Origin of the sequence: Shewanella abyssi (assembly GCF_023284025.1) — a bacterium.
Taxonomy (GTDB): Bacteria; Pseudomonadota; Gammaproteobacteria; order Enterobacterales; family Shewanellaceae; genus Shewanella; species Shewanella abyssi.
Genome location: NZ_JAKIKR010000047.1, coordinates 1 through 24,392, shown reverse-complemented (window position 1 = coordinate 24,392; position 24,392 = coordinate 1). Strand labels below are relative to the sequence as shown.

The window sequence follows — 24,392 nt, the reverse complement described above, 5'->3', positions numbered from 1 at the left end:
TGTCTTGCCAAATCATAGTCGTTAATACAATGTCTGACTCATCAATTCGCCTATTAGCGATGACTTCAGTTTATTGGCCATGTCGAATTCACATAGTTTACATGTGAGTTTATACCCGAGCATAGACTTTCTACCGCCAGTGCTTGTCACCCAACCACGGTTTTCCCAAGGTGGACGATGGCGCACATGCTGCTTATGACCACAAGCTAACTCTGCAACCCAATGTTGTTCATCATCTTGATGATAATTAATAATGGCTTGTAGCAAGGCTATACAACTTAAATTGGCCAAAAGGGATTGGCTAAGTTTGGGTTGAGGTCGATAGACAAACTTTCAGGGGCGCGAGATTAACACGTGCGGACTCGAAACAACATCTTTTAAACGACTAAAAATCACACAATTGCAAAGTTTAGCTCAATTAGTTGGTTTTCTCAGCGGTGAAGTCGAGTTTATTGCTAGCGTCAGCCGCTCAAAAGTGGCGATTTACTGCCATACTTTAGAGGATGAAAATTATAGGGCTATTGTTTATTAAATAGCGCTTTTTAGGCAGATCCTGTAAGCTGCACGCCCGCCAGCATTAGCCGGCCCTTCTATAAACTGCAGTCAGCGCGCTTTACGCCAGCTTGGCTGGTCGAAATGAGATCAATCTATGAGTTTTGCTTCACTGGGCTTATCAGCCCAAATTTTGAAAGCTGTCGCCAGTAAAGGCTATGACACTCCATCTCCAATTCAAGCACAAGCTATTCCAGCGGTACTTGAAGGTAAAGACGTCATGGCCGCCGCCCAAACCGGAACAGGCAAAACAGCAGGCTTCACTTTGCCGCTGTTAGAACTTCTTTCAAAGGGCACCAAAGCGCCTGCAAAACAAGTAAGAGCCTTAGTATTAACCCCTACCCGCGAACTTGCGGCTCAAGTGGGTGAAAGCGTTGAAGTATACGGTAAGTATTTACCCCTTAAATCAGCGGTTATTTTTGGTGGTGTGGGTATTGGCCCGCAAATATCTAAGCTTAGCCGGGGTGTCGACATTCTAGTCGCAACACCAGGACGTTTACTTGACTTGTATAATCAGCGCGCGGTTAACTTTAGCCAGCTCGAAGTACTCGTATTAGATGAAGCCGATCGCATGCTAGATATGGGCTTTATCCACGATATTAAGAAAATCCTTGCTGTTTTACCTGCTAAGCGCCAGAACTTAATGTTCTCGGCGACCTTCTCAGATGATATTCGCAAACTCGCTAAAGGCTTGGTTAACAATCCGGTAGAGATCTCAGTAACACCTCGTAATGCTACAGCCAATACCGTAACGCAGTGGATCTGCCCAGTCGATAAAGGCCAAAAAGCAGCCGTACTGGTCAATCTTATCAAGCAACATGACTGGCAACAGGTACTGGTTTTCAGCCGTACTAAACATGGCGCCAACCGTCTTGCTAAAAGCCTAGACGCTAAAGGCATTACTGCAGCGGCTATTCACGGTAATAAAAGCCAAGGTGCACGAACTAAAGCCTTAGCTGAGTTTAAGAGTGGCGGCGTTCGCGTATTAGTTGCCACTGATATCGCCGCACGCGGCTTGGATATCGACCAACTTCCACAAGTAGTCAACTTCGATCTACCAAACGTGCCTGAGGATTATGTTCATCGTATCGGACGTACCGGCCGCGCTGGTGCAACCGGCCAAGCCGTTTCACTGGTTAGTGATGAAGAAGTTAAATTGCTGCGTGATATCGAACTACTGATCAAACAAAACTTAGAGCGCAGAGTCATTGAAGGGTTCGAGCCCACTCATAAGCTGCCTGAGACCGATTTAACCGGTAAGTCTCACGGACAAAATAAAGGCCCACGTAATAGTAACTCTCGTGGTTCAAACCAGAGACGTTCTAATTCAAGTGGCAAACCGGCTAATCGCAGTCAAGGTAGCGGCCAACAGAATAGTGCTGGAAAGGTCGAGCATAAAGATGGACAACGCAGCGGAGAAGCCGCCCGTGGCCATAAGCCAAATGATAAGAATCCAAGACATGCCAGATCAAGCAACCCTGGATCAGCGCCATTATCAGGGCAGCGCCGCAGTCGTCGTAACGAAAGTGGCCCTCAAGGCTAACATTTTCTGTTTTAGTCACTGATAAAAAGAATTAAAAAGCCCCGATACTTATAGGTATTGGGGCTTTTTTTAGCGCTATATTCCTTACCTACTAGCGGTAGCAATCTAATTGCTTTGCACCCGAAAGTGCATTATGGCTATGCGGAATCATCGCCTGGTTATAATGACTTCTTATGAAATGCATCAATACTGGCTACTTTCTGCTGTTGTTTAAATTCAGCAAATGCCGCATCTTTAAACTCAGTGCCACGCAGTTGTACTACCACACGACTGAGTTTTCCTTCGGTATTAAGATCGCTGTATAACGCTTGTACATCAGCTAAGGTCACTTCCTTCACTGCTGCGATTAATTGTTGCTGACTGATAAAATCAGTTTTGCGTTCAAGCCAATCTTTATAAAGTGGCCAAGCTTCTTCTCTGATGTTTTTCGGCGGTTGAATTAGCCCCACTAAAACACTATCTCTAATCGCAACAATACTTTCCTCTTTAGTTGTCGCAAGCTCTTTGTCGAATTGGTTTTTAAATGCATTGAAACGATTCAGAAGTTCATTGGGACCTTTAACGGGAGATTGAATGTACATTGCCATCAACACATGCTCACGCATCCTCTGGCTAAAGAAACCTACCGAGTAGCCCAATTGCTCCTCTGTTCGCAACTGTTTGTGCGCCCCAGGCTGAATAAGTTTCTGTAACACCATAGCGGTTGCTGCGGCCTTTGGCGTTAACGCTGTAAAACTCGCATCAACTAAGCCAACATCAGTCATGTCAACATCCGTTTGCAGGTTAACCACTGATGCAGCAGATAACTCAATTAACGGTGAAAAATAGACAGGTTCAATAACTCGCTTTTTCGGTAGAACATCCACAAGCTGCTTAACCGTTTTGGTTAACAATGCCTCTTGGTAATTACCAAATGCAAAAAATCGCGGCTTGCCACTTGCAAATAACTGGGACTTAAATACATTAAGTTCACTCGGCGTAATTGAGTCGATGGCCGAAAGTAGACTTGAATCTTCAAACTCATCAGCATTAAGTAACTTATTAAACGTTTGAAAAGACTGTTGAATAACAATCTGTTTTTGGTTGCTTCGTAGCTCCGCGGCGTAGCTAGCTTTCAAATTAGCGAGCTCAGCATTACTCACCTCATAGCGTTGCAGTTTATCAAATACCGTTAGTAGTAATTCAGCTTGCTTGTCTGTAAAACCTCGAACCCATGCAGACAGGCCATTATCAATCCCTACCGAGAGGTACATTCCTGCTGCTCGAGATTCGCCATAAACCGCCGGTAGTACGTTATTCTCCCACGACTTAACGAGCAGTTGTGCCATCACCTGTTGCTTTGCGGTCTGCTTGTCGATATCACTATTAAACTTCGCCGCCAAATAGCCTTTAGGTTGACTAAACTGCTGTGAATGAGTCAAGTAAACTTCAACTTCTTTACTATCAAGGATCAGTTTTGGAGAGGTATATTTGGCTTTTACGACCTCAAAGTTTTCCGGCATTAAACGGTTAACACTTGGCAGTTTTAACTCAATATCGTTAGCTTTTGCTTGCCAAATATTACGCATAGAATCATCTATCGTTTCTACCTTATATCGACCTTTAAAGTACTCCATGTCAGTATCGACTGATTGAGCTTGATCGATATACAGCACCCGCGAGTTTTCTACTGTTAGCTGCGATAACACCTTGTTGATCTCGGTCGCGTCAAAGCGATCGTATTCATAAGCATAATTTAATACCGATTGTGGCTCATACTTTTGTAGTGTTGCAGCAATTCGCATTGCATAGGCGTAATCGTTATATTTCTCCACAAACCTAAAGTCATTATCTAGCGATTGCTTTATCTCTTGGTAATATTGCTCATCAACGCCTTTACTTTGCAGTAATGCAATGTATTTAAAGATAAGACCTACAATCAAATCTCTATTTTCTAGACCACCTGCTGTTAGCTCAGAAGTAATCGTGAAGCTGCCTTGGCTGCCATATTCACTTGGATCAGCACTAGCATATAGGTTTTCTATTAAACCTAATTCTCGAAGTTTAGCAGACAGGGTATCAGGCATTTCGCTGCCGATAAGGTGTGCTAAATATTCATTTGGTTTAACCTGAAATTTCGACAGGTTATTAGCAATAACAAATTTGACTTGCAGCTGATTGAGTTCAGTTTGTGGAACATAACGAATAAGCTTGTTCACGTTACTTGGTGTTGCTGCTAGCGCTTTTATAACTGGCTTATCGATACCATTATTTGGGATCATGGAAAAGTGCTTCTTCGCCAGCACTTCCATCTCATCAAGAGAGCGATTGCTAATTAAACTCGCTTTCATTAGGTTTGCGGAGTAGTACTTATCAAAGAAAGCCAATAACTCTTTTTGCAGTGTTCGCTCACCTTTATCCGACAGTGAATTGAGATTTCCCCAGTTAAACTGTGAAACTGGATGATTTTTATTAAGTGTTAACCCGTCCAGAGCCCCCATGATCACATAGTCATTAGGCCCTTTCATACTCCACTCTGAATGCACCGCATTACGCTCTTTATCTGCGTATTTGGCATCGAGTAAGGGTTCATAAAAGAAGCCTGAAAAGCGGGCTAGTGCTTCGTTATAAGCGCCATTGTTAACCGCAATCATGTAGTTGGTATGATCGAGTTGAGTGTACGCATTGATAGTACCGCCATTTTTGCTGACAAAATCGGCATATTCACCCACTTTAGGGTAGGTCTCAGTACCCAGAAATAGCATGTGTTCCAAATAATGAGCTAGGCCGCCAAACTCTATAGGCTCTTGATATGAACCGACCCCTACGCTCAATGCCGCTGCAGACTTTTCAATACTGGGGTCAGATACCAGCACCACCTCTAACTCGTTATCCAGAGTAATGACACGGTAACTACGTTCGTCATTAACACTTTTCTTAATTTCGTTTGAGTCGACCACACTGGAGGCGCTTGCGACAACGGAACTTGTTTGCTCAGCAACTGATTGCTGTTGACCACAGCCGCTGCTAATCACTGCGATGGCACATAAACTCATCGTTAGGCAAAGGTACTTTTTAGATCTCATATATCTTCCTTGAACTGTGACTAATTAAAATAAATCAGTTCAAGGTATACTTTATACTTAGGTTAAATGCAAAGCGCTCACTCAACACGTAAAATCACAAGGCACTATCAAGACTATAAAAAAGGCTCCTTAATCGGAGCCTCTTTTATTTCATCATTCGATGAGATTTATTTGAGTTCTTGCTCGAAAAGCTTATGTATACGGCGATATTCATCTAACCAGCTTGATGGTTGGCGGAAACCATGGGGCTCAACCGGATAGATCGCAGTTTCAAACATCGGCTTCTCAAGCTCAATCAAACGTTGTACTAAACGCACACTGTCTTGAAAAAACACATTGTCATCCAATACGCCACTCATGATCAATAATGGCTTTTGTAACCCTGCCGCATGCTCAATTGGCGAGCTACGCTCATAAGCGATTGGATCAACATCCGGAGTATTTAAGATATTGGAAGTATACGGCGCATTATAATGAGCCCAATCAGAAACTGGACGCAGAGCAGCACCCGCTTGGAATAGTTCAGGCTCGTTAAAGAGTGCCATAAACGTCAAGAAGCCACCGTAAGAGCCACCGTAAGTCCCCACTTTGCCTGCATCGACATTAGCATTCGCCGCCATCCAGCTCACACCGTCTTTAAGATCTTCAACTTCCGGTGTGCCCATTTGACGGTACACAGCAGTACGCCAATCTCGGCCGTAACCTTTTGAACCACGGTAATCCATATCCATGACCACATAGCCTTGTTGCGCTAGTAAGTTATGGAACATGAACTCTCTAAAGTAACCAGAGAAGCCGTAGTGAGCATTTTGCAGGTAACCAGCACCGTGGTTAAAAATAACCGCCGGATACTTGTCAGCGTTGTCTTTGCTGTACCCTTGTGGCAAATAAACTCGAGCATACACGTCGCCGGCACCATGAGTAGATGGAACGGCGACGACTTCTGGCGCTTGCCATGGATAGTCTTTAAATGCAGCGCTAGTGTGATCAGTAAGCTGTTTTATCTCGCCGCCAATCGGTTGCACAAAAAGTTCAGCGGGTTTAATGCGGGTAGATGCGTTTAGCAGTAACTGAGCGCCATCTGGACTCAACTTGTAATCGAGCTGACCTTGCCATTGGGTTAACTGCTGGTCTTTACCGGTTGCGATCTCTACCCGATAAACATTATCGATACCAGGATGACTCTTATTGGCTTTGTAATAGATGAACTGCGCTTTGGGCCCTAAGGTAATATCACTGACGACATATTGACCTTGGGTTAGCGGCTTTGCTTTTTCACCACTGGCTTTTAGGTAGAGATGTGAATAACCGGTCTCTTCAGACAAGTAATACAAGCTGTCGCTATTGGGTAACCAGCCATACTGATTAAAGTTGTAGTTTATCCAGGCATCATCGTGCAGACGGTGCTCGGTCTTCAAACTACCTTTAGTGAGATCAATCGTCGCAATCCAGCGATCTTTGTTATCAACGGCTTCTAACATCACAGCGACTTTATCGCCACTTGCTTGCCATTGGATAGCACTTTGCGACCAGCCCCAATCTTGAATTCGCTGCACTTTACGTGGCGAGTTCTCACTTTGATAGCTTTCACCTTTTGCCTTGGCATTCTCAGCTTTAACGCTAGCAAGTACATCCTCATCAAAGCCCGTTAAGCCTTCGATGGTGATATCTTTTTTAGTGTGAGTTTGCAGATCAAGAACGACTAAGCGCTCACCGGCTGGTGTATCTTCAGCAACACGGGCGCGCGCAGGCACAGCATCGACATAACCATCTTTACCTAAGTAGTTCGGCATGATGTCGTGTTCGCCGCGCCAGCTGTAATCTTTGTCACGCAGTGACAGTAATACGTAGCGTCCGTCCGGAGACAAACTCAGCTCGGTAACAACTTCGCTATTGCCTAAATACCATGTCTTGGCTGACATAGTAGGATCGGCTTTAGCTAAGTCCGCTTTATACTGCTCTTTAGATTTAGCGTTACTCTGCTGCAGTGCTACGTACTCGATAAGGCGCTGCTGCTGTTTAGCGATGTAAGTTGCAGGCTCTTGGACACCTTTTGGCTCAGCGGCCATTTTAATATGCGCTATCTGCACCGATAAGCCTGAATTACGGTTGATAGTATAAATATCTTCGCCTTGCCAATAAGCGATATCACCGTTGTTTAAAAAGCTAACACCATCTACTTTGGTATTTTGGCGGGTTAGCTGAGTGATCGCTTTTGAAGCGAGATCTTTGACAAACAAGTTACCTTGATAGAGATAGGCTTTACGGGTCTTATCATTATCCAACACGCCGTACTCTTGATCCGCGGCATGTAGCTGGTTTAATGCTAGCTCGCTAGCTGCAGAACCGGTCAGATCTTGTTGATAATAATTACGCGTCGGGTTGCCATGAGCTTGGCGAGCGAAGTAGATAGATTGGCTATCGTCACTCCAATAAGCGCCTTTGGCAAGCAATCCCATCCAGTCGGGATTAGCCATTATTTGCTTAAGCGTAAGTGCTTGGTCAACTTGTGGTGGTGCTGACAAAGTGACAGCGTTTGCTGAAGTCACTGGCTCAGGTGTAACTGTGGTATTAGTTGTTGAGCAGCCCGCTAAAATAGCAACTGTTAGAGCACTCAATCCGATATGACGAATGACGCTTTTCATTATCCATCCCTTTTATTATTGGTATTTTTGCGGACTTTTATATCACACTTTATCAACGGGATTGATTTAAAACGCAGTTAATTTGTAACAGATAGTAGCGGTTTAGGTAATTTTGATGAAGTTGGCTAACAAGTTATGCCCTTGCTCTGTCAAAACGGATTCGGGGTGAAACTGCACTGAATAAATTTTGTGTTCAGGATTGCTCATTGCCATTATTTCACGGCCGTGCACTGGGTCATCATACCAGGCATCCAAAACAAAACCTGTTGGGACTGCATCGATTAATAAGGAGTGATATCGGGTCACAGTAAGTGGATTATTCAAGTGTAGAAATAGCCCCTTACCTGAATGCACTATGTTGCTGGTCTTTCCATGCATGACACGTTTAGCCTTTACCACATTGGCGCCAAATACTTGGGCAATAGCTTGGTGCCCTAAGCAAACACCTAAGATAGGCAATTTACCCGCAAACTGCTTAATGATTGCAAGCGATAGACCCGCTTCATTTGGCGTGCAAGGCCCTGGTGAGATGACTATATGGCTGGGGTTAAGCAACTCAATTTGCCCAAGGGTTATCTCATCATTACGCCTAACCGTGATGTTTTGTTCCAGCTGCTGGAAGTACTGCACCAAGTTATAAGTGAAAGAGTCGTAGTTATCGATCATTAAGATCATAAGAGCGCCGGAGCCTGTATATCACTTGCTTCATCTATTACGAATAGAATTCCGATAACCATCGGGATAATCGCACTAAATGTTGCTTTGCATTGAGTTTAAGTATCGTTGGGCGCTGATGCTATCACAGTGACCCTAGATCTTCACTTATAGAGTGGAGTGGATGAACGATACCCCCCTGTCATTTTGTAGTGAATTTTTCCCAATAAAAAAGCCAGTCAATGACTGGCTTCTCTTTCGGGTTACAACCTATTTCACCAAGGTCAGATGACTACGGCGTTTAGGTTCCTTAACCTCTTCTTTGGTCTCTTCAGGCTCACTGACTTCAACAGGCTCTTTTACTACAGAAAGCCCTGTCTCTTCAGCGTCATCTATCTCGTAAGATTCTTCTAAATCGAAAACCGTACCAGCGCCATTTTCTCTGGCGTAGATAGCAACAATTGCAGCCATAGGCAGCAACACCTGCTGAGGAACACCACCAAAACGCGCACTGAACTCAATAAACTCATTAGTGATCTGTAAGTTACCTACAGCACTTTCAGTAATATTAAGTACAATTTGACCATCTTTAACATATTCTTGTGGTACTTGTGTGCCAGGCACATAGGCATCAACAACAACATGGGGCGTTAACTGATTATCCATTAACCAGTCATAATAAGCCCGCAACAAGTATGGACGATTCGGGGTAAGCTCTTTCATTAGATACCCATGCGCATTTCGCGCTCAGTCTCTGTTAAAGAAGCTTTAAAAGATTCACGATCGAATAAACGAGTCATGTAAGCTTTAATATCTTTGGCAGCACGGTTATCTAGCTCAATACCCAATACTGGTAGACGCCACAATAGTGGGCCTAAGTAGCAATCCGCTAAACCAAACTCTTCGCTCATGAAGTAAGGCACTTCACCGAAGATAGGGGCAATAGCCGTTAAGCTTTCAGTCAACTCTTTACGAGCAGCTTCAGCACGGTCGCCTTTTCTAATACGTTCTACAAGTGCATACCAATCTTCTTCGATGCGGTGCATCCAAAGACGAGTTTGACCACGTGAAACCGGATAAACAGGCATTAATGGAGGATGAGGAAAACGCTCATCTAGGTATTCCATAATGATGCGAGAGTTATAAAGTACTAACTCTCTGTCTACCAATGTTGGCACAGTGTTGTACGGGTTAAGCTCGATCAAATCTTCAGGGATCTCATTTGGATCAACCTGCAGTACGTCAACCGTTACTCCTTTCTCAGCAAGAACGATACGTACTTGATGACTATAAAGGTCATCGGCGCCTGAATACAGGGTCATGATTGAGCGTTTGTTGGCAGCAACAGCCATTGATACCCTCCGGGATTCACAATTCAAAAAGCAAAAAATGCACAAGCAAACGAGGAGCATAGCTCCCCGTTTACAATATGCGGATAATACATTCTACCCTTTAATAGGGCTTAGTGTACATCTTTCCAGTATTCTTTCTTTAAGAGGTAGGCCACAATAAAGAAAATAAATAGGAAGCCCATCACCCACCAACCTAAGCTTTCACGCTCAAGTTTTACTGGGTCGCCAGAGTAAACCAAGTAGCCAGTGATATCACGGACGTATTGGTCATACTCCTCAGCAGACAGTGTACCGCCAGTCGCAACGAGTGTTCCATCTTCCTGTTTAACTGCTAGGCCCTGAAGTTCTTGCAGAACATGGGGCATACCAACTGATGGGAAAACAGTATTGTTTACACCAAATGGGCGATTTTCATCTTTATAAAAACCCTTAAGGTATGTGTAAACCCAATCTTCGCCACGAACACGGGCAACTAATGTTAGGTCTGGAGGCGTTGCACCAAACCACTTAGCAGCGTCTGTTTCAGGAATCGCATTTTCCATGAGCTCGCCAACTTTGGCTTCTCCATGGACATATTTAGCGCTCATAACATCTAGCGGAATAGCGAGATCATTTGCCACTCGCTCATAACGCTGATACTGAGTGCTATGGCAACCGGCACAGTTGTTTTGGAAGTGATCCAAACCACGCTGCAGTGACTCTTGATCATTAAGATCTATGTTAGCGTCTTCAAGGTGGGCACCGCCACCTGAAGCCATAGCCAACGTTGGAACCAATGCGACTAATGCAATCAATAATTTCTTCATTAGTGTGTCAACCTCTCTGGTACAGGCTTAGTCTTCTCATTCTTACTGTATATCCACAGCAGTAAGAAGAAGCCGAAGTAAGTCACCGTAAAGAAACGTGCCACATAAGTCAGGATTTCCGTTGTAGGAACTGCACCTAAGTAGCCCAATACAATAAATGATACGGCAAACTGACCAATGTTCAGCTTGTGAGTCATGCTGCGATAGCGAACTGACTTAACACTACAACGATCTAACCAAGGCAGAACAAACAACACAGCAATGGCTAAGCCCATGCCGATAACGCCGATTAACTTGTCAGGGATCGCACGCAAGATTGCATAGAAAGGTGTGAAGTACCAAACCGGTGCAATATGCTCTGGCGTCTTCATCGGGTTCGCCGCTTCAAAGTTCGGCCCCTCAAGGAAGTAACCACCACCTTCAGGCATAAAGAACAATACATAACAGAAGACAATCAGGAATCCTGCGACACCCATAATATCTTTCACTGTGTAGTATGGGTGGAATGGAATGCCATCTTTCGGCCAACCGTTCTCATCCTTATTCTTCTTAATCTCGATACCGTCTGGGTTGTTTGACCCAACTTCATGCAAGGCAATTAGGTGTAGGAATACCAACACAACTAATACCAGCGGCAATGCGATAACATGCAGTGCAAAGAAACGGTTTAGGGTTGCGCCGGAGACGACAAAGTCACCGCGGATCCACAATGTCAGGTCATCACCGATAAAAGGAATGGCGCCAAACAAAGAGATAATTACCTGTGCGCCCCAGTAGGACATCTGTCCCCAAGGCAGCAGGTAACCCATAAACGCTTCAGCCATCAACACGAGGAAGATCAGCATACCGAATAGCCATAGCAGCTCTCTAGGCTTCTGGTACGACCCGTAAATAATGCCACGGAACATATGAAGATAGATGACGACAAAGAAGGCTGATGCACCGGTGGAATGCATATACCGCAGCAACCAACCGTACTCCACATCACGCATGATATATTCGATAGAAGCGAACGCACCTTCCGCAGTCGGAACGTAGTTCATTGTTAACCAAATACCCGTAAGCAGTTGGTTGACCAGTACTAACATGGCTAATGAGCCAAAAAAGTACCAAAAGTTAAAGTTGGTCGGCGTCGCATATTGACCAACATGACGGTTATAGGTTGCCGTCATCGGGATACGCTCATCAATCCAATCAATGATATTTTTAACCATTACGCAGCTCCTTTATCAACACCGATAATCACGGTGCCATCATCAATATATTGATGTGGAGGGATGACTAGGTTCAATGGTGCTGGTACACCCTGAAATACGCGACCAGCCATATCAAACTTAGAACCGTGACAAGGACAGAAGAAGCCAGATGCAACACCTTCTACCTGCTCACCAAATGTATCTGGTAAGTAAGTTGGAGAACAACCTAGGTGAGTACATAAGCCAACGGCTATGAAATACTCGGCCTTAATTGAACGCCCTGTGTTTTGTGCGTATGCAGGCTGTTGTGGTTCAACAGAATCTGGATCGCGAAGCTGTGCGTCAATTGCAGGCAGACCATCTAAGATCTCCTTGGTACGACGAACAACCCATACAGGCTTACCACGCCATTCAACTCGAATAAGTTGACCTGGCTCGACTTTACTAATATTTACTTCAACCGGCGCACCTGCTGCTTTCGCTTTGGCACTCGGATTCCATGACTTTATAAACGGAACCGCTACAGCAGCGGCACCAGCACCACCTACTACGGCGGTTGCTGCGGTCAGAAATCTGCGACGTCCGGTATCGACTGGCGCATTGCTCATCCACTTATCTCCAGAGAGTGTTGGAATTCTTGTTTTATTCAAGTTTCTTAAAATCTGACTTAAGTCAGTTAATAAAAATATAAATTTGAGGCGGGGCTCATTATAGCCAAAAATCAGAACCAGATCATAGTTAAAACACATAACTAAGTTAACTATGTTGCTTTTAGTGCCGATTATGCACAAAAAGAAAGCATTAAGACTAACAATATTGTCAAATAAGCTCAATAGAACATTAAAAAACACTTTATTTAAACAGAGCTAAATTAGACACTTACGTTCTGAGATGCTGGCTTATTATTGCTATTAATGAATAGTTGACGGAATAGGTGGGAATTAGAAAAAGGCGGTGAAATTAATTATTTTACCTACAAAAAAGGCCTAACATTTGTTAGGCCTTTTTTTATCGAGTGACAAACTTACTTACCAGTAGAACTCTTCATATATCTAAAGAACTCGCTATTCGGTTCAAGTACCATCACATTGCTGTCACCAGAGAAACTCGCTTTATAAGCTTCTAAACTACGTACAAAGCTATAAAACTCAGGATCTTTAGTGTATGCATCTGCATATATCTTGGCGGCTTCAGCATCACCTGCACCACGCAAAGTTAGCGCTTTACGCTCAGCTTCAGCGGTCTGAATCGTAACACTAGCATCTGTCTTAGCGCGAATGATCTCGGCTTGCTCTTGCCCTTGAGCACGATGCTCTTTGGCTACAGCTTGACGTTCTGCACGCATACGTTGATAGATACTGGTGCTAACGTTAGCCGGTAAGTTGATCTGCTTAACTCGGACATCAACGACTTCAATGCCTAAGTCGGCGGCACTTTCTGAAGCATTTTTAAGTGTGTCAGATTGCAGTTCATCACGGCTACCAGAAACGATCTCTTTAATCGTACGACGACCAAACTCAGTGCGAAGATCGTTGTTGATTTTGCGTTGTAGCAGAGATTCCGCGTTCGCTTTAATGCCACCATTAGTCGACAAATAGTAACGTTCAAAATCCAAGATACGCCACTTCACATAAGAGTCGACCATAAGGTCTTTCTTCTCAGAAGTCACAAAACGGTCCGCAGCACCATCCAAGGTTTGAACGCGAGAATCCAAAAACTTGACCTTATCAAGCATAGGGATCTTTATATTCAAACCAGGGCTGTAAACGCGCGTAACACCGTCATCTTTTAAGACTTTACCAAAACGTGAAACGATTGCGCGCTCGCCTTCATGAACCACTAGAATAGACGACAAACTGATAGCAATAAGTACCGCTACTATTACTGCAATAAATTTACCCATGATTTAATTCCTCCCCGTACGATCTCCTCTTGATGGGCGACCATCAAGAGGCATACTGCTATTATTTGTCGTGCTGTTCACCGACATTATAGGCTGTGCGGGTTGGCGATTAACGCTGGTAGATTTACCAGATTGGCTATTTTGCATCAGCTTATCTAACGGTAAATACATCAAGTTACCACTACTTTTTGCATCAATAAGCACCTTACTGGTCCCACTCATCACCTCTTGCATTGTATCGAAATACATACGCTCTCTAGTGACTTCCGGTGCCATTTGGTATTCAGGTAGTAACTGCTCAAAACGAGCAACTTTACCTTGGGCTTCAAGCGTAACTCTTTGCTTGTAAGCTCTAGCTTGTTGACCCATACGCTGCACAGTACCTCGAACCTGAGGTTCTAACTGACGAGAGTAAGCTTCTGCTTCACGGATAAAGCGCTGCTCATCCTCTTGCGCGGCAATTGCGTCATCAAAGGCGTCTCTCACCTCTTCTGGCGGACGGGCAGGCAAGAAGTTAACGTCAACAATGACGATACCAAGGTTATACCTTTCGATGATACGTTCAATCTCATCCCAGGTATCACGACGAATCTTATCTCGACCCGTGGTCAAGATATCATCCATCGTATTGTGGCCAATAACGTAACGTAATGCACTGTCAGTTGCTTCGCGCAAACTGGCATCGGCATTGACTACACTATAAAGATAATTCTTCGCATTATTCACTCTATATTGAACGTCAAGTTGCACTAATACCACGTTTTCATCCGCTGTAAGCATACTGCCAGAAGCTGGAATTGAACGAACAGTTTGCACATTCACTGGAGTCACTTCATCAATGAAGGTTGCTTTCCATTGAAGGCCAGGATCAACTTCACCAATATAGCCACCAAAACGCAGTGCTACACCCTTCTCAGCTTCTTTAACTGTGTAGAAGCCCGATAAGCCCCACACAACAACGGCAATTGCTAAAACGATAACCAAGCTCATTGCGCTTATGCCACCGCCAGAACCTTTGCCGCCAAAGCGCTTAGAAAGGTTGCGAAAAACTTCATCTAAATCAGGTGGTCCTTTATCGTTACCACCTTTTTTCCCCCAAGGGTCTTGACCCTTGTTACCGGGCTCGTTCCAAGCCATTTAGTACTCCATAGTGTATGAAATAAGCGAGATTACTAAAATAACAATTTATACGACGACTTCATCGACGATAAAAGTTTCTATTTCACCAAGGCTCTGCTTCACCAGTCGACGCCAATCCGCCTCTAACAAGCGCACAGAGATCATACAGTTCCCCAGATCGTCATACTCTTTCTGCTGTATTACATCCAGTTTATAAAACTGGCCCAGATAATGTCCTGCCGAAGCGGGAATTTGCAAGGTTAGTTCTTTGACAGCTTTACCAACTAAATCGTTGATAGCTTCTTGAACTAGCTCCAAGCCTTTTTGCTGCTGGGCAGATACCCAGACTCTAATTGGATTCCCCTCATCATCGTAATCGATGCGAGGTTTCACCTCATCCAGCAGATCGATTTTATTACAAACGATCAATTGTGGAATTTCGTCAGCGTCGATCTCTTTGAGCACATTCTGCACTTGCTCAAAATTATCCGCCATGTTCTCATCAGCGCTATCCACGACATGTAATAACAAGTCTGCTTGTCGCGTTTCCTGCAATGTAGCTTTAAATGCTGCAACAAGATCATGAGGCAAATGCCTAATAAACCCTACAGTATCAGCTAAAATAACATGTCCATCTGGTAACTCTAATTTTCGCAATGTTGGATCTAACGTTGCGAAAAGCTGATCAGCCGCGTAAACATCTGAAGATGTTAATGCATTGAATAATGTCGACTTTCCGGCATTGGTATATCCGACCAAGGACACTGTCGACATATCACTTCGCACTCTAGCTCTACGACTTTGATCACGCTGTTTATCTACTTTAGCTAAACGTCTATTAATAGTACGAATTCGCGCTCTTAACAAACGTCTATCTGTTTCTAGTTGGGTTTCACCTGGTCCGCGAAGACCAATGCCCCCTTTCTGCCTTTCTAGATGCGTCCAACCCCGAATTAGGCGCGTTGACATGTGGCGCAATTGCGCTAGCTCCACTTGCAACTTACCCTCAAAGGTTCTCGCTCTTTGAGCAAAAATATCAAGGATCAAAGCTGTTCTGTCGAGCACTCGACATTCACACAGATGCTCCAAATTTCGCTCTTGAGCGGGGCTCAAAGGATGGTTAAAGATAACCACATTAGCATCTGTAGCTGCAACCATCGCAGCTAACTCTTCCGCTTTTCCCGAACCAATAAAAAACTTACGATCCGGAGCACGACGACTTCCTGTAATGACTCCGATTGACTGGGCACCAGCAGACTCAACTAAAAGTTTGAGCTCCTCTAGATCCTCTCGGCTATCCTCATCGGAGAAGTCGATATGGACAAGTACCGCTTTTTCTCCTGCCTCATAACGATCAAACAAAAAGCAATCTCCTTAAAAACTTACTTCTCATCACTTTCATCGTGTTGAGCGTTATAACCTGCTTGAGCATTCGTCGCTTGGTGGTTACTCACGTTAAATGGACGTGACGGTACCACTGTTGAAATGGCATGCTTGTAAACCATCTGGCTGACCGTATTTTTAAGCAAGATAACAAACTGATCGAAAGACTCAACTTGCCCTTGTAGCTTAATGCCGTTAACAAGATAAATAGATACTGGAACGCGTTCACGACGCAATGCGTTCAAAAACGGGTCTTGTAAAGATTGCCCCTTTGCCATTTTCTAATTTCCTTTTTTATGTAATATCAATAGTAATTCGAATACTATAAAATTTATTCTTTGGTTTTAGTATTATACAGCGACGGCCAATAAGCTAGCGACTATATCGCATTACTGTAGCAAGATTGCTTTCAGCTCCGCTTTCTAGCCAGATTAACTCTGGCCAACCACGTAACCATGTTAATTGACGCTTAGCTAATTGCCTAGTAGCAACAATAGCTTTTTCAACCATAGTTTCATAGTCAAATTCACCATCTAAATGCTGCCAGCATTGTCGATAACCTACACATCGCATTGATGGCAGGTCTAAATGTAAGTCACCGCGAGCCTTTAGATTTTTTACTTCTTCTACAAATCCTTGACCTAACATCGACATAAAACGAGTTTCTATCGCTTTATGTAACACCTTTCTGTCGTTCGGCGCAATCGCAAATTGCACTGCTTCGTAAGGGAATGCATCTAATTTGGTTTTCGTTAACTCTGTTAACGACTTGCCACTGATCCGAAATACCTCTAATGCTCTGGCTAATCGCTGCGGATCATTAGGGTGAATACGTTCAGCCGATACCGGATCAATTGTTCTAAGTTCGTCATGTAATGCTTGCCAACCAAGAGTGTCTGCTTCTGCAGCTATTTGCGCGCGAATGGCTTCGTCTGCCGCAGGAAGAGGTGATAAGCCCTCAATCAAGGCTTTGAAATACATCATAGTCCCCCCCACAAGCAAAGGCGTTTTACCACGACTAATGATCTCTTCTATTTGGCTCAGTGCATCTCTTCTAAAATCTGCAGCTGAATAACTCTCCACCGGGTCAATAAGATTGATCAGGCGATGAGGAGCTTCGGCTAACTCTGCGGCGTCGGGTTTAGCACTTCCAACATCCATCTGCTTGTAGATCAATGCAGAGTCCACAGAAATAATTTCGCAGTCATGGTTTTTGACAAGCTCAATGGCCAACGCCGTTTTACCTGAAGCTGTTGGGCCCATTAAGGTGATAACTTTATGCTTTTTCTTGTCAGTCACTCTGAGATTCTTTCATCCATTGCTGCCAAGGTAATACTTGGCTTTGATTATAAAGTGCGCTTATAACACTCTCATCGAGCGTATTAAAAGCTAACCACGCCTCGGCGCTGGCAGTAAAATGATCTGAGGATTGCTCAGCAAGCCAACTAATTAATGCTGCATCACAGGGCAATTCAAAGCGGATCCATTGTAATAACTCAGGGATCAACGAAGCCAATTGGCTGTCCCTCAGATATGGGGGCACTTTTTTGATAATCAACTGCCCAAGTCGAATAGATAGCTCAATTCCTAACTTTCGCAGTAACTGTTCTCTACTTTCTATGATCTCACTCCAGACCTTATCAACAGGTACAGCAACTGGCATGAGCAAAGGTTGACCCACCAATCCTTGAGCAAACTTTAACTTTATCTCTTCACGTACAGTCGCATTAATGACATCAGCGATACTTAGCAAGCTCAGCGTATCTTGTTTCGCTATCAGCCAATATTTATCTGCTAATACCGGCGGCATGTTTACCGCTGCGCCAGCCACTGCATTGGTGTTTCTGTTGCTTGCCACATTAACAGTGGGGCTTTTAGTGGTACTAAGCAAACTCCCATAAGCATCTAAGCTGCTTTGTGTGGGTAAACTCACTTCCGGGCGATGAGTAACGGGCCTTAATGGCGCTCTGTAGCTCGACTGGGGATCACTGTTACTTTGTGATGCTGCAGCTGGACGCTCGCTGACACTAAAAGATGCCGATGGCTTATTGCTGGCTTCAGCATAGCCTTGAGAAGCTGCTATTGATGCACCGTTCGCAGATGGAGTTTGATCCACAAAGGTATTATTTTGTAATTCACTGACTTCTGGCTCCACTTGCAACCCAAGCTCGGCAGATTGCGTCATCGCTGATTGCAACGCTTGCAGAATATAATCATGTATATAACGGCTTTGATGGAAACGCACCTCATGTTTTGCAGGATGCACGTTAACGTCCACCTGATGAGGGTCAAGTTCGAGCATGAGTACGTAACCAGGTGAAACGCCGATGGCAAATTCAGAAAATGCTTGTCTCACCGCGTGGTTAACCAGTCTGTCTTTAACCAAGCGACCGTTCACGTAAAAGTACTGTGTTTCGCAATAGCCGGATGCGGCATTGGGTGCTTGAAGGTAGCCACTTAACGTTAAATCGTTGTGCTGACAATTAATATGCAAGCACGTTTCCGCAAACGCTTTACCACACACTTGCCCTAAACGCTGTAGATACTGAATTTCGGTATTCGCCGGACGGTAATTACGGACACTTTTACCATTATGCTTAAGGGTAAAGTGGATATCACGCCTGACTAGTGCGATGCGCTTTAGCCATTCGTCTATATGAGTAAATTCAGTTTTATCACTTTTTAAGAAGCGACGCCTAGCCGGTGTATTGAAAAACAGGTCGATGGCTTCGATTGTTGTTCCAACGGGATGCGCTGCGGGTAATATTTGCACCGCCATCTCCGTGCCTTCAGCCTTGGCTTGCCATGCTTCTGTTTGCTCAACCGTCCTTGAGGTTAAGGTAAGCCGAGAAACAGAACTAATACTGGCTAATGCTTCCCCTCGAAATCCAAAGCTCATAATCGCTTCTAGATCATCAAGAGATTTGAGCTTAGAAGTGGCATGCCGAGATAACGCTAGCTCAAGATCCTCCTTTGGGATCCCTAAACCATTATCTCTAATACGGATAAGTTTACTACCGCCTTTATCGATTTCGATATCAACTCTGGTTGCACCGGCATCTAGGCTGTTCTCGACCAGCTCCTTGATAACGGAAGCGGGTCGTTCAACAACTTCCCCAGCCGCTATTTGGTTAGCAAGCTGAGGAGGTAACTTTTCTATGGCCATTATTTACTCTTTAACTGCAACATGATTACGCCCGCGGAATGACTAACGTTTGCCCAATTCTCAATGTATCAGATTTAAGCTTATTGGCTTTTTTCAAGCCGCTTATCGTGATCTGATAACGATGGGCAATAACCGATAATGATTCACCACTGCGTACTTTGTGCTTGGTATTACTTTTACTGGCGAGTAACGAATTAACCGGAGGATTGGCTGCAAAATACTTAACCACGCCCTTATGTACGGCTTTGGCAATATTATTTTGATGCTCTCGTTGGGAGAGTAACCGCTCCTCCCTATGATTTGAAATAAATCCAGTCTCTACCAATATCGACGGAATATCTGGAGATTTAAGCACGGCAAAACTGGCCGACTCTGGCTTATATTTGTGTAGTTTAGTCACCTTGCCTAGGTTAGATAAAACATCACCAGCAATATTGTGACTAATCGCCATTGAGCGATCCATCGACATATCGAGTAAGGTCATCGCCAAATACTGTTCATTATCGGTATTTTGAATAATTTCACCGGCACCACCGAGCAGCTCAGAATGTTTCTCTTTCTGCTCTAACCAACGACCAATTTCACTGTTGGCACGACGCATAGACAATACCCAGACTGAAGCACCTCTAGGTTGTGGCGAGGTAAACGCATCAGCATGAATAGAGATCAACAGATCAGCCTTACTATTTCTGGCTATCTCTGAGCGGCGATTCAAATTAACAAAATAATCACCGGTACGGGTCATCACCGCTTTCATTCCCGGTGTTGCATTAATTTTTTGTGCGACTTTTTGGGCTATCTGCAAGACAACTTTCTTTTCATACATTCCTGTCGGACCGATAGACCCGGGGTCGTCCCCACCATGTCCCGCATCAATAGCCACGATAACATCGCGCAATGCGCGCACTGGCTTACGTGTGGGTTTAGAGCTTCCGCTATCGAGATCAACAACCAATCGATTTCCGTACGGAGCCGTTGGAGGCAGCGCAAACAAGCTCGCTTTTAGTGGCTTAACTAAATCAATTACAATCCTGAGCGTGCCTTTCTCTGGCGGAGAACTCTTTCTAATTTTCTTAACCAGCTTACTGTTGTTAGCAATTTTAGATAGGTTGACTTTGTTGGATGAGTTTTTCAAATCAACAACTAATCGATAGGGGTTGGTCAAGGTAAAGTGCGTGTAATTCGGCGATTGACTTAAATCAAAAACAATACGTGTTGACTCGGGTGCAGCCCATACTCTTACGCCTTCGAGTTTATTAGCACTCTGCGCAAAAAATGAAGCACCAAAGGTAAGAAGTAGTAGAACTAGCTTAAATATATTATTGTTTATTATCATTATTATTCAAACACGCCAATATTTGCTCACCCTTTGTAGAGAGAGCCTGTAATTCTATTTGTCGTCCAGTATTAACATATTTAATGCCAATGTGTATATCCGCTGGCGGTAATAGGCCGTGGCCGCGATCAGGCCATTCAACAATACATAGGCTACGTTCAGTAAAATAATCTCGTATTCCCATGAACTCAAGTTCTTCGGGATCATATAGCCGATACAAATCAAAATGAAAAACGTCAATTCCGTCCAACTCGTATGGCTCAACCAAGGTGTAGGTAGGGCTTTTTACGGCTCCATCATGGCCTAAGCTTTGGATTAGTCCTCGGCTAAATGTGGTCTTGCCAGCGCCTAAATCACCACTAAGGTAGAGCGTTAAAGGCGGTGTAATGAGTGCCGATAACTTGGTCCCTAAACTTACAGTCTCTTGCTCATTATTAAGATCTAAGGTAATTGTTTGCATATTCATATTAATTTAAAAAGCTGTCCTAGTAACACATTGGCTAGAATGCGTTACTTTAACCTAATCATCTCGATTTCTAAACTAGATTTCATTAACCAGCTGATGAATATAGGGCATTAAATCACTGGCTAGCATACCTCTTTCACCGTTTTTAGCCGCTAGATCGGCTGCGTCACCATGAATGACAACCGCGAGATAAGCCGCTTCCATGTTGCTAAAACCCTGCGCTATCAATGCACCAATGATCCCTGAGAGCACATCACCGCAGCCACCGCTGGCAAGGCCAGGGTTTCCAACCGGCGCTACAACGCAGTCATACCCATCATAAATAAGGGTTCCTGCACCTTTTAAAACAATGACTCCACCATACTTCTCATGCAAGCTACGAACGGCCTTAAAACGATCTTTCTCTATTTCTGCAGTGCTCACCCCGAGTAATCGTCCTGCTTCACCAGGGTGTGGAGTTAACACCCAATGCTTATTCGACTGGGGGAAATGACACAGTAGGTTTAACGCATCGGCATCGATCACACTGGGTTTGTCAGCCAAATCGACCGCCTTAAGTAGATTGTATCCCCAATCCGTAGTTCCTAGGCCGGGGCCGATAACCAACACATCTGCCCAGCCCAATTTAAGATAAACTTCCATATCGACTAACTCACAACCCCAAAACATCAATTCAGGTCGAGTGGTACAAACTACCGTGTGATGTTCCGGTCTAGAAATTACGGTGACCAGTCCAGCACCCGCTCTCAAACATGACTCAGAAGCCAGCCTCACTGCGCCAGACATGCCGATATCTCCACCAATAACGGAAACTTTACCGTTATTGCCTTTGTGGGAATCCCTTCTTCTCGGCAGGAAAATGTTCGGCAGATCTTCGCTGATTAATCTTTTAACCTTGCTTGGAGGAAGAAATGACTCCAAGCCAATATCTGCCAGTAATAATTGACCGCAAAAGTGTCGAGCTTGGCTGGTTAATAAACCTTGCTTAATCGCTCCAAAGGTCAGGGTCATATTCGCGTCTATAGCAACTTGCTTCGATATTCCTGTATCAGGCTCAATTCCAGATGGAACATCAAGTGACAACACCCACGCATCGCTGCGATTCACCGCACTAATCACCGCAACTAGCTCATCACTCAGTTCACCTTTAGCCCCTGTACCTAATAGGCCATCAACAATCACCTCTGCTGTAGCGATGCTATCGCTACAGAAAAGAGTCGCTTTACCCCCTAGGTTTTCAAAACATGCAATCGCAAGTAGCAATTCTTCTGATGGGCTATGGGCGGCAGAGGCTTGCAAAATGACAGTTCGTCCCGCTTTAATCAGCATAGATGCCGTAACATAAGCATCGGCACCATTGTTGCCATGACCCGCCAAAATCAAAATAGATTGAGAGTCTGGCTTTAAGGTTTGAAGTTGCTCAGAGGCTGCTAATGCGGCCCGCTCAACTAAATCATAAAGGCTTATTTCGCCACAACGGACAGCGTCAACCTCAGCGTCCCTCACTTGCTGGACAGAATATAATGATAATAATGAAGACAGATACTTTTCGCTCATTTAGGCTTTTCCAAAACAGAATCATGACTAACTTAGAATGTTAGTCATTCAGACTTAAACACAAATGAATTGTTCATCCTGAAGAGACTTAAATCACCATAAGTTGATCTAACACAAGTATAGCCATGCTGTCGTTATGCGGAAGATCAAAAAAGGCACCTCTTGGTGCCTTTTCAGTAGAGAAAATCTTGCGACTAGATATCGTCCATGCGGATACTACTATGCACCAAACGCTGCTGTTGAATATTTTCAACCCTAACGAGATCTTCAAGTGCACCTTTTGTGTCTGGGGATGCTGATGAAAGAGCTGTCTTTTCAATTAATCCGATCAGCTTATTATCGAGCTCTAAATGCAGCTCCAAAATATCATCTTCACTCATGTTTGCTGGCATAGTTTGCTTTAGACAAAGAGTGATGAAATCTTCAAAGACGATATCTTTATACCAAGTATCAAGTATTTTCTTAGGAGCTTCATCGATATAGTTTTCCAGCTTCTCAGCGGTCTGCAGCTCATGCTGCTTGAAATACTCTAGCATTAGCTTTACACGTGTTGAATCAGCTTGCGTGTGTAAACGGCTATATAGCTGTGCCATTTCACGACGACAAGTTGCTACATAATCTAAAAGCTCACTAAGTTGTTGAATACGCATTTACAGCTCTCCTATCGCTCGCATTTTAGATGACAAGCCAAAAATTAGTCTGCTTGTATTATGAGCTAAATACGCTACCGAATATTTGAGGGTTGTCATACTTTGCCCATTAGGAAATCGCTTACTTTAGAGATAGTGAAAGAAACAAGCGCTTGATCACGTAATTGTTGCCATAGATCCTGACCTATACCTTGGCAAAAAAGGGTATCAACTATTGCTATAAACACAATTGAGCTAGGTTTTGGAGTTTTTACTAGAGGAAGATTGCAGCGAGCTATTGATTTAAACAAGAGTGGTTCGAACTGATGACCTATACCTCGGCAAAAAAACGGTATCAACTATTGCTATAAACACAATTGAGCTAGATTTGGAAGTTTTTGCTAGAGGAAGATTGGAGCGAGCTGTTGATTCAAACAAGAGCGGTTCGAACTGATGACCTATACCTTGGCAAAAAAGCGGTATCAACTCTTTCTATAAACACAACTGAGCTAAGGTTTTGGGTTTTTACTAGAGGAAGATTGCAGCGAGCTGTTGATTCAAACAAGAGCGGTTCGAACTGATGACCTATACCTTGGCAAAAAAACGGTATCAACTATTGCTATAAACACAATTGAGCTAGGTTTTGGAGTTTTTACTAGAGGAAGATTGCAGCGAGCGATTGATTCAAGCAGGAGTGGTTCGAACTGATGACCTATGCCTTGGCAAAAAAGCGGTATCAACTCTTTCTATAAACACAATTTAGTTAGGGTTTTGGGTTTTTACTAGAGGAAGATTGCAGCGAGCGATTGATTCAAACAAGAGCGGTTCGAACTGATGACCTATACCTTGGCAAAAAAGCGGTATCAACTATTGCTATAAACACAATTGAGCTAGATTTGGAAGTTTTTGCTAGAGGAAGATTGCAGCGAGCGATTGATTCAAGCAGGAGTGGTTCGAACTGATGACCTATGCCTTGGCAAAAAAGCGGTATCAACTCTTTCTATAAACACAATTTAGTTA

At 44.0% G+C, this 24,392-nt stretch carries 20 protein-coding genes; 1 reads left to right on the top strand and 19 read right to left on the bottom strand.

Annotated elements, in window-relative coordinates; all coding sequences use genetic code 11:
* Positions 1-21 precede the first annotated feature (21 nt).
* Entirely contained in the window at positions 22-267 is a 246-nt protein-coding gene (locus L2755_RS17180; protein ID WP_248981903.1) for a DUF3565 domain-containing protein, read from the bottom strand.
* Between the two features lie 382 nt (positions 268-649).
* On the opposite strand from L2755_RS17180, the gene L2755_RS17175 reads away from it, so the two are divergent.
* Positions 650-2,095, top strand: coding sequence for a DEAD/DEAH box helicase (locus tag L2755_RS17175; protein ID WP_248981902.1), 1,446 nt, complete (start codon positions 650-652; stop codon positions 2,093-2,095).
* 158 nt (positions 2,096-2,253) lie between these two features.
* Here the strand turns inward: L2755_RS17175 and L2755_RS17170 are convergent, their stop codons facing one another.
* The 18 genes from L2755_RS17170 to L2755_RS17085 form a co-directional block, all read right to left on the bottom strand.
* Positions 2,254-5,160 carry an insulinase family protein gene (locus tag L2755_RS17170; protein WP_248981901.1) on the bottom strand — a complete coding sequence of 969 codons (2,907 nt, stop codon included), beginning with the start codon at positions 5,158-5,160 and terminating at the stop codon, positions 2,254-2,256.
* 167 nt (positions 5,161-5,327) lie between these two features.
* A complete protein-coding gene (locus tag L2755_RS17165; RefSeq protein WP_248981900.1) occupies positions 5,328-7,805 on the bottom strand; it encodes a S9 family peptidase in 2,478 nt (825 codons plus the stop codon).
* A 102-nt stretch (positions 7,806-7,907) separates the two neighbouring features.
* Positions 7,908-8,480, bottom strand: a complete 573-nt coding sequence (locus L2755_RS17160) for an anthranilate synthase component II (protein WP_248981899.1) — start codon at positions 8,478-8,480, stop codon at positions 7,908-7,910.
* A 249-nt stretch (positions 8,481-8,729) separates the two neighbouring features.
* Positions 8,730-9,182 (bottom strand): ClpXP protease specificity-enhancing factor, encoded by a 453-nt coding sequence (locus tag L2755_RS17155; RefSeq protein WP_248981898.1) that lies wholly within the window; start codon positions 9,180-9,182, stop codon positions 8,730-8,732.
* Positions 9,182-9,811, bottom strand: a complete 630-nt coding sequence (gene sspA, locus L2755_RS17150) for a stringent starvation protein SspA (protein WP_202286408.1) — start codon at positions 9,809-9,811, stop codon at positions 9,182-9,184. The genes L2755_RS17155 and sspA overlap by 1 nt, the downstream gene beginning before the upstream one ends.
* Before the next feature lie 110 nt (positions 9,812-9,921).
* Positions 9,922-10,617 carry a cytochrome c1 gene (locus L2755_RS17145; protein WP_248981897.1) on the bottom strand — a complete coding sequence of 232 codons (696 nt, stop codon included), beginning with the start codon at positions 10,615-10,617 and terminating at the stop codon, positions 9,922-9,924.
* Positions 10,617-11,831, bottom strand: coding sequence for a cytochrome b (locus L2755_RS17140; protein WP_248981896.1), 1,215 nt, complete (start codon positions 11,829-11,831; stop codon positions 10,617-10,619). The genes L2755_RS17145 and L2755_RS17140 overlap by 1 nt, the downstream gene beginning before the upstream one ends.
* Positions 11,831-12,421, bottom strand: coding sequence for a ubiquinol-cytochrome c reductase iron-sulfur subunit (petA, locus tag L2755_RS17135; protein WP_248981895.1), 591 nt, complete (start codon positions 12,419-12,421; stop codon positions 11,831-11,833). The genes L2755_RS17140 and petA overlap by 1 nt, the downstream gene beginning before the upstream one ends.
* A 416-nt stretch (positions 12,422-12,837) precedes the next feature.
* Complete coding sequence (gene hflC / locus L2755_RS17130; protein WP_248981894.1) at positions 12,838-13,716, bottom strand: protease modulator HflC; 879 nt, start codon at positions 13,714-13,716, stop codon at positions 12,838-12,840.
* A gap of 3 nt (positions 13,717-13,719) precedes the next feature.
* Entirely contained in the window at positions 13,720-14,853 is a 1,134-nt protein-coding gene (gene hflK, locus L2755_RS17125; RefSeq protein WP_248981893.1) for an FtsH protease activity modulator HflK, read from the bottom strand.
* A 48-nt stretch (positions 14,854-14,901) separates the two neighbouring features.
* A complete protein-coding gene (gene hflX, locus L2755_RS17120; protein ID WP_248981892.1) occupies positions 14,902-16,197 on the bottom strand; it encodes a ribosome rescue GTPase HflX in 1,296 nt (431 codons plus the stop codon).
* A 20-nt stretch (positions 16,198-16,217) separates the two neighbouring features.
* Complete coding sequence (hfq, locus tag L2755_RS17115; protein ID WP_202286414.1) at positions 16,218-16,496, bottom strand: RNA chaperone Hfq; 279 nt, start codon at positions 16,494-16,496, stop codon at positions 16,218-16,220.
* A 94-nt stretch (positions 16,497-16,590) separates the two neighbouring features.
* Positions 16,591-17,517, bottom strand: coding sequence for a tRNA (adenosine(37)-N6)-dimethylallyltransferase MiaA (gene miaA, locus L2755_RS17110; protein WP_248981891.1), 927 nt, complete (start codon positions 17,515-17,517; stop codon positions 16,591-16,593).
* Positions 17,510-19,384, bottom strand: coding sequence for a DNA mismatch repair endonuclease MutL (gene mutL, locus L2755_RS17105; RefSeq protein WP_248981890.1), 1,875 nt, complete (start codon positions 19,382-19,384; stop codon positions 17,510-17,512). The genes miaA and mutL overlap by 8 nt, the downstream gene beginning before the upstream one ends.
* Positions 19,385-19,409: 25 nt before the next feature.
* Positions 19,410-20,720 carry an N-acetylmuramoyl-L-alanine amidase gene (locus L2755_RS17100; protein ID WP_248981889.1) on the bottom strand — a complete coding sequence of 437 codons (1,311 nt, stop codon included), beginning with the start codon at positions 20,718-20,720 and terminating at the stop codon, positions 19,410-19,412.
* On the bottom strand, positions 20,704-21,180 hold the full coding sequence (tsaE, locus tag L2755_RS17095; protein WP_248981918.1) for a tRNA (adenosine(37)-N6)-threonylcarbamoyltransferase complex ATPase subunit type 1 TsaE: 477 nt from the start codon (positions 21,178-21,180) through the stop codon (positions 20,704-20,706). Before tsaE ends, L2755_RS17100 begins: the two co-directional genes overlap by 17 nt.
* Positions 21,181-21,261: 81 nt before the next feature.
* A complete protein-coding gene (locus L2755_RS17090) occupies positions 21,262-22,743 on the bottom strand; it encodes an NAD(P)H-hydrate dehydratase (RefSeq protein ID WP_248981888.1) in 1,482 nt (493 codons plus the stop codon).
* Positions 22,744-22,937: 194 nt separating this feature from the next.
* Complete coding sequence (locus L2755_RS17085) at positions 22,938-23,393, bottom strand: hypothetical protein (RefSeq protein WP_248981887.1); 456 nt, start codon at positions 23,391-23,393, stop codon at positions 22,938-22,940.
* Between the last annotated feature and the right edge of the window lie 999 nt (positions 23,394-24,392).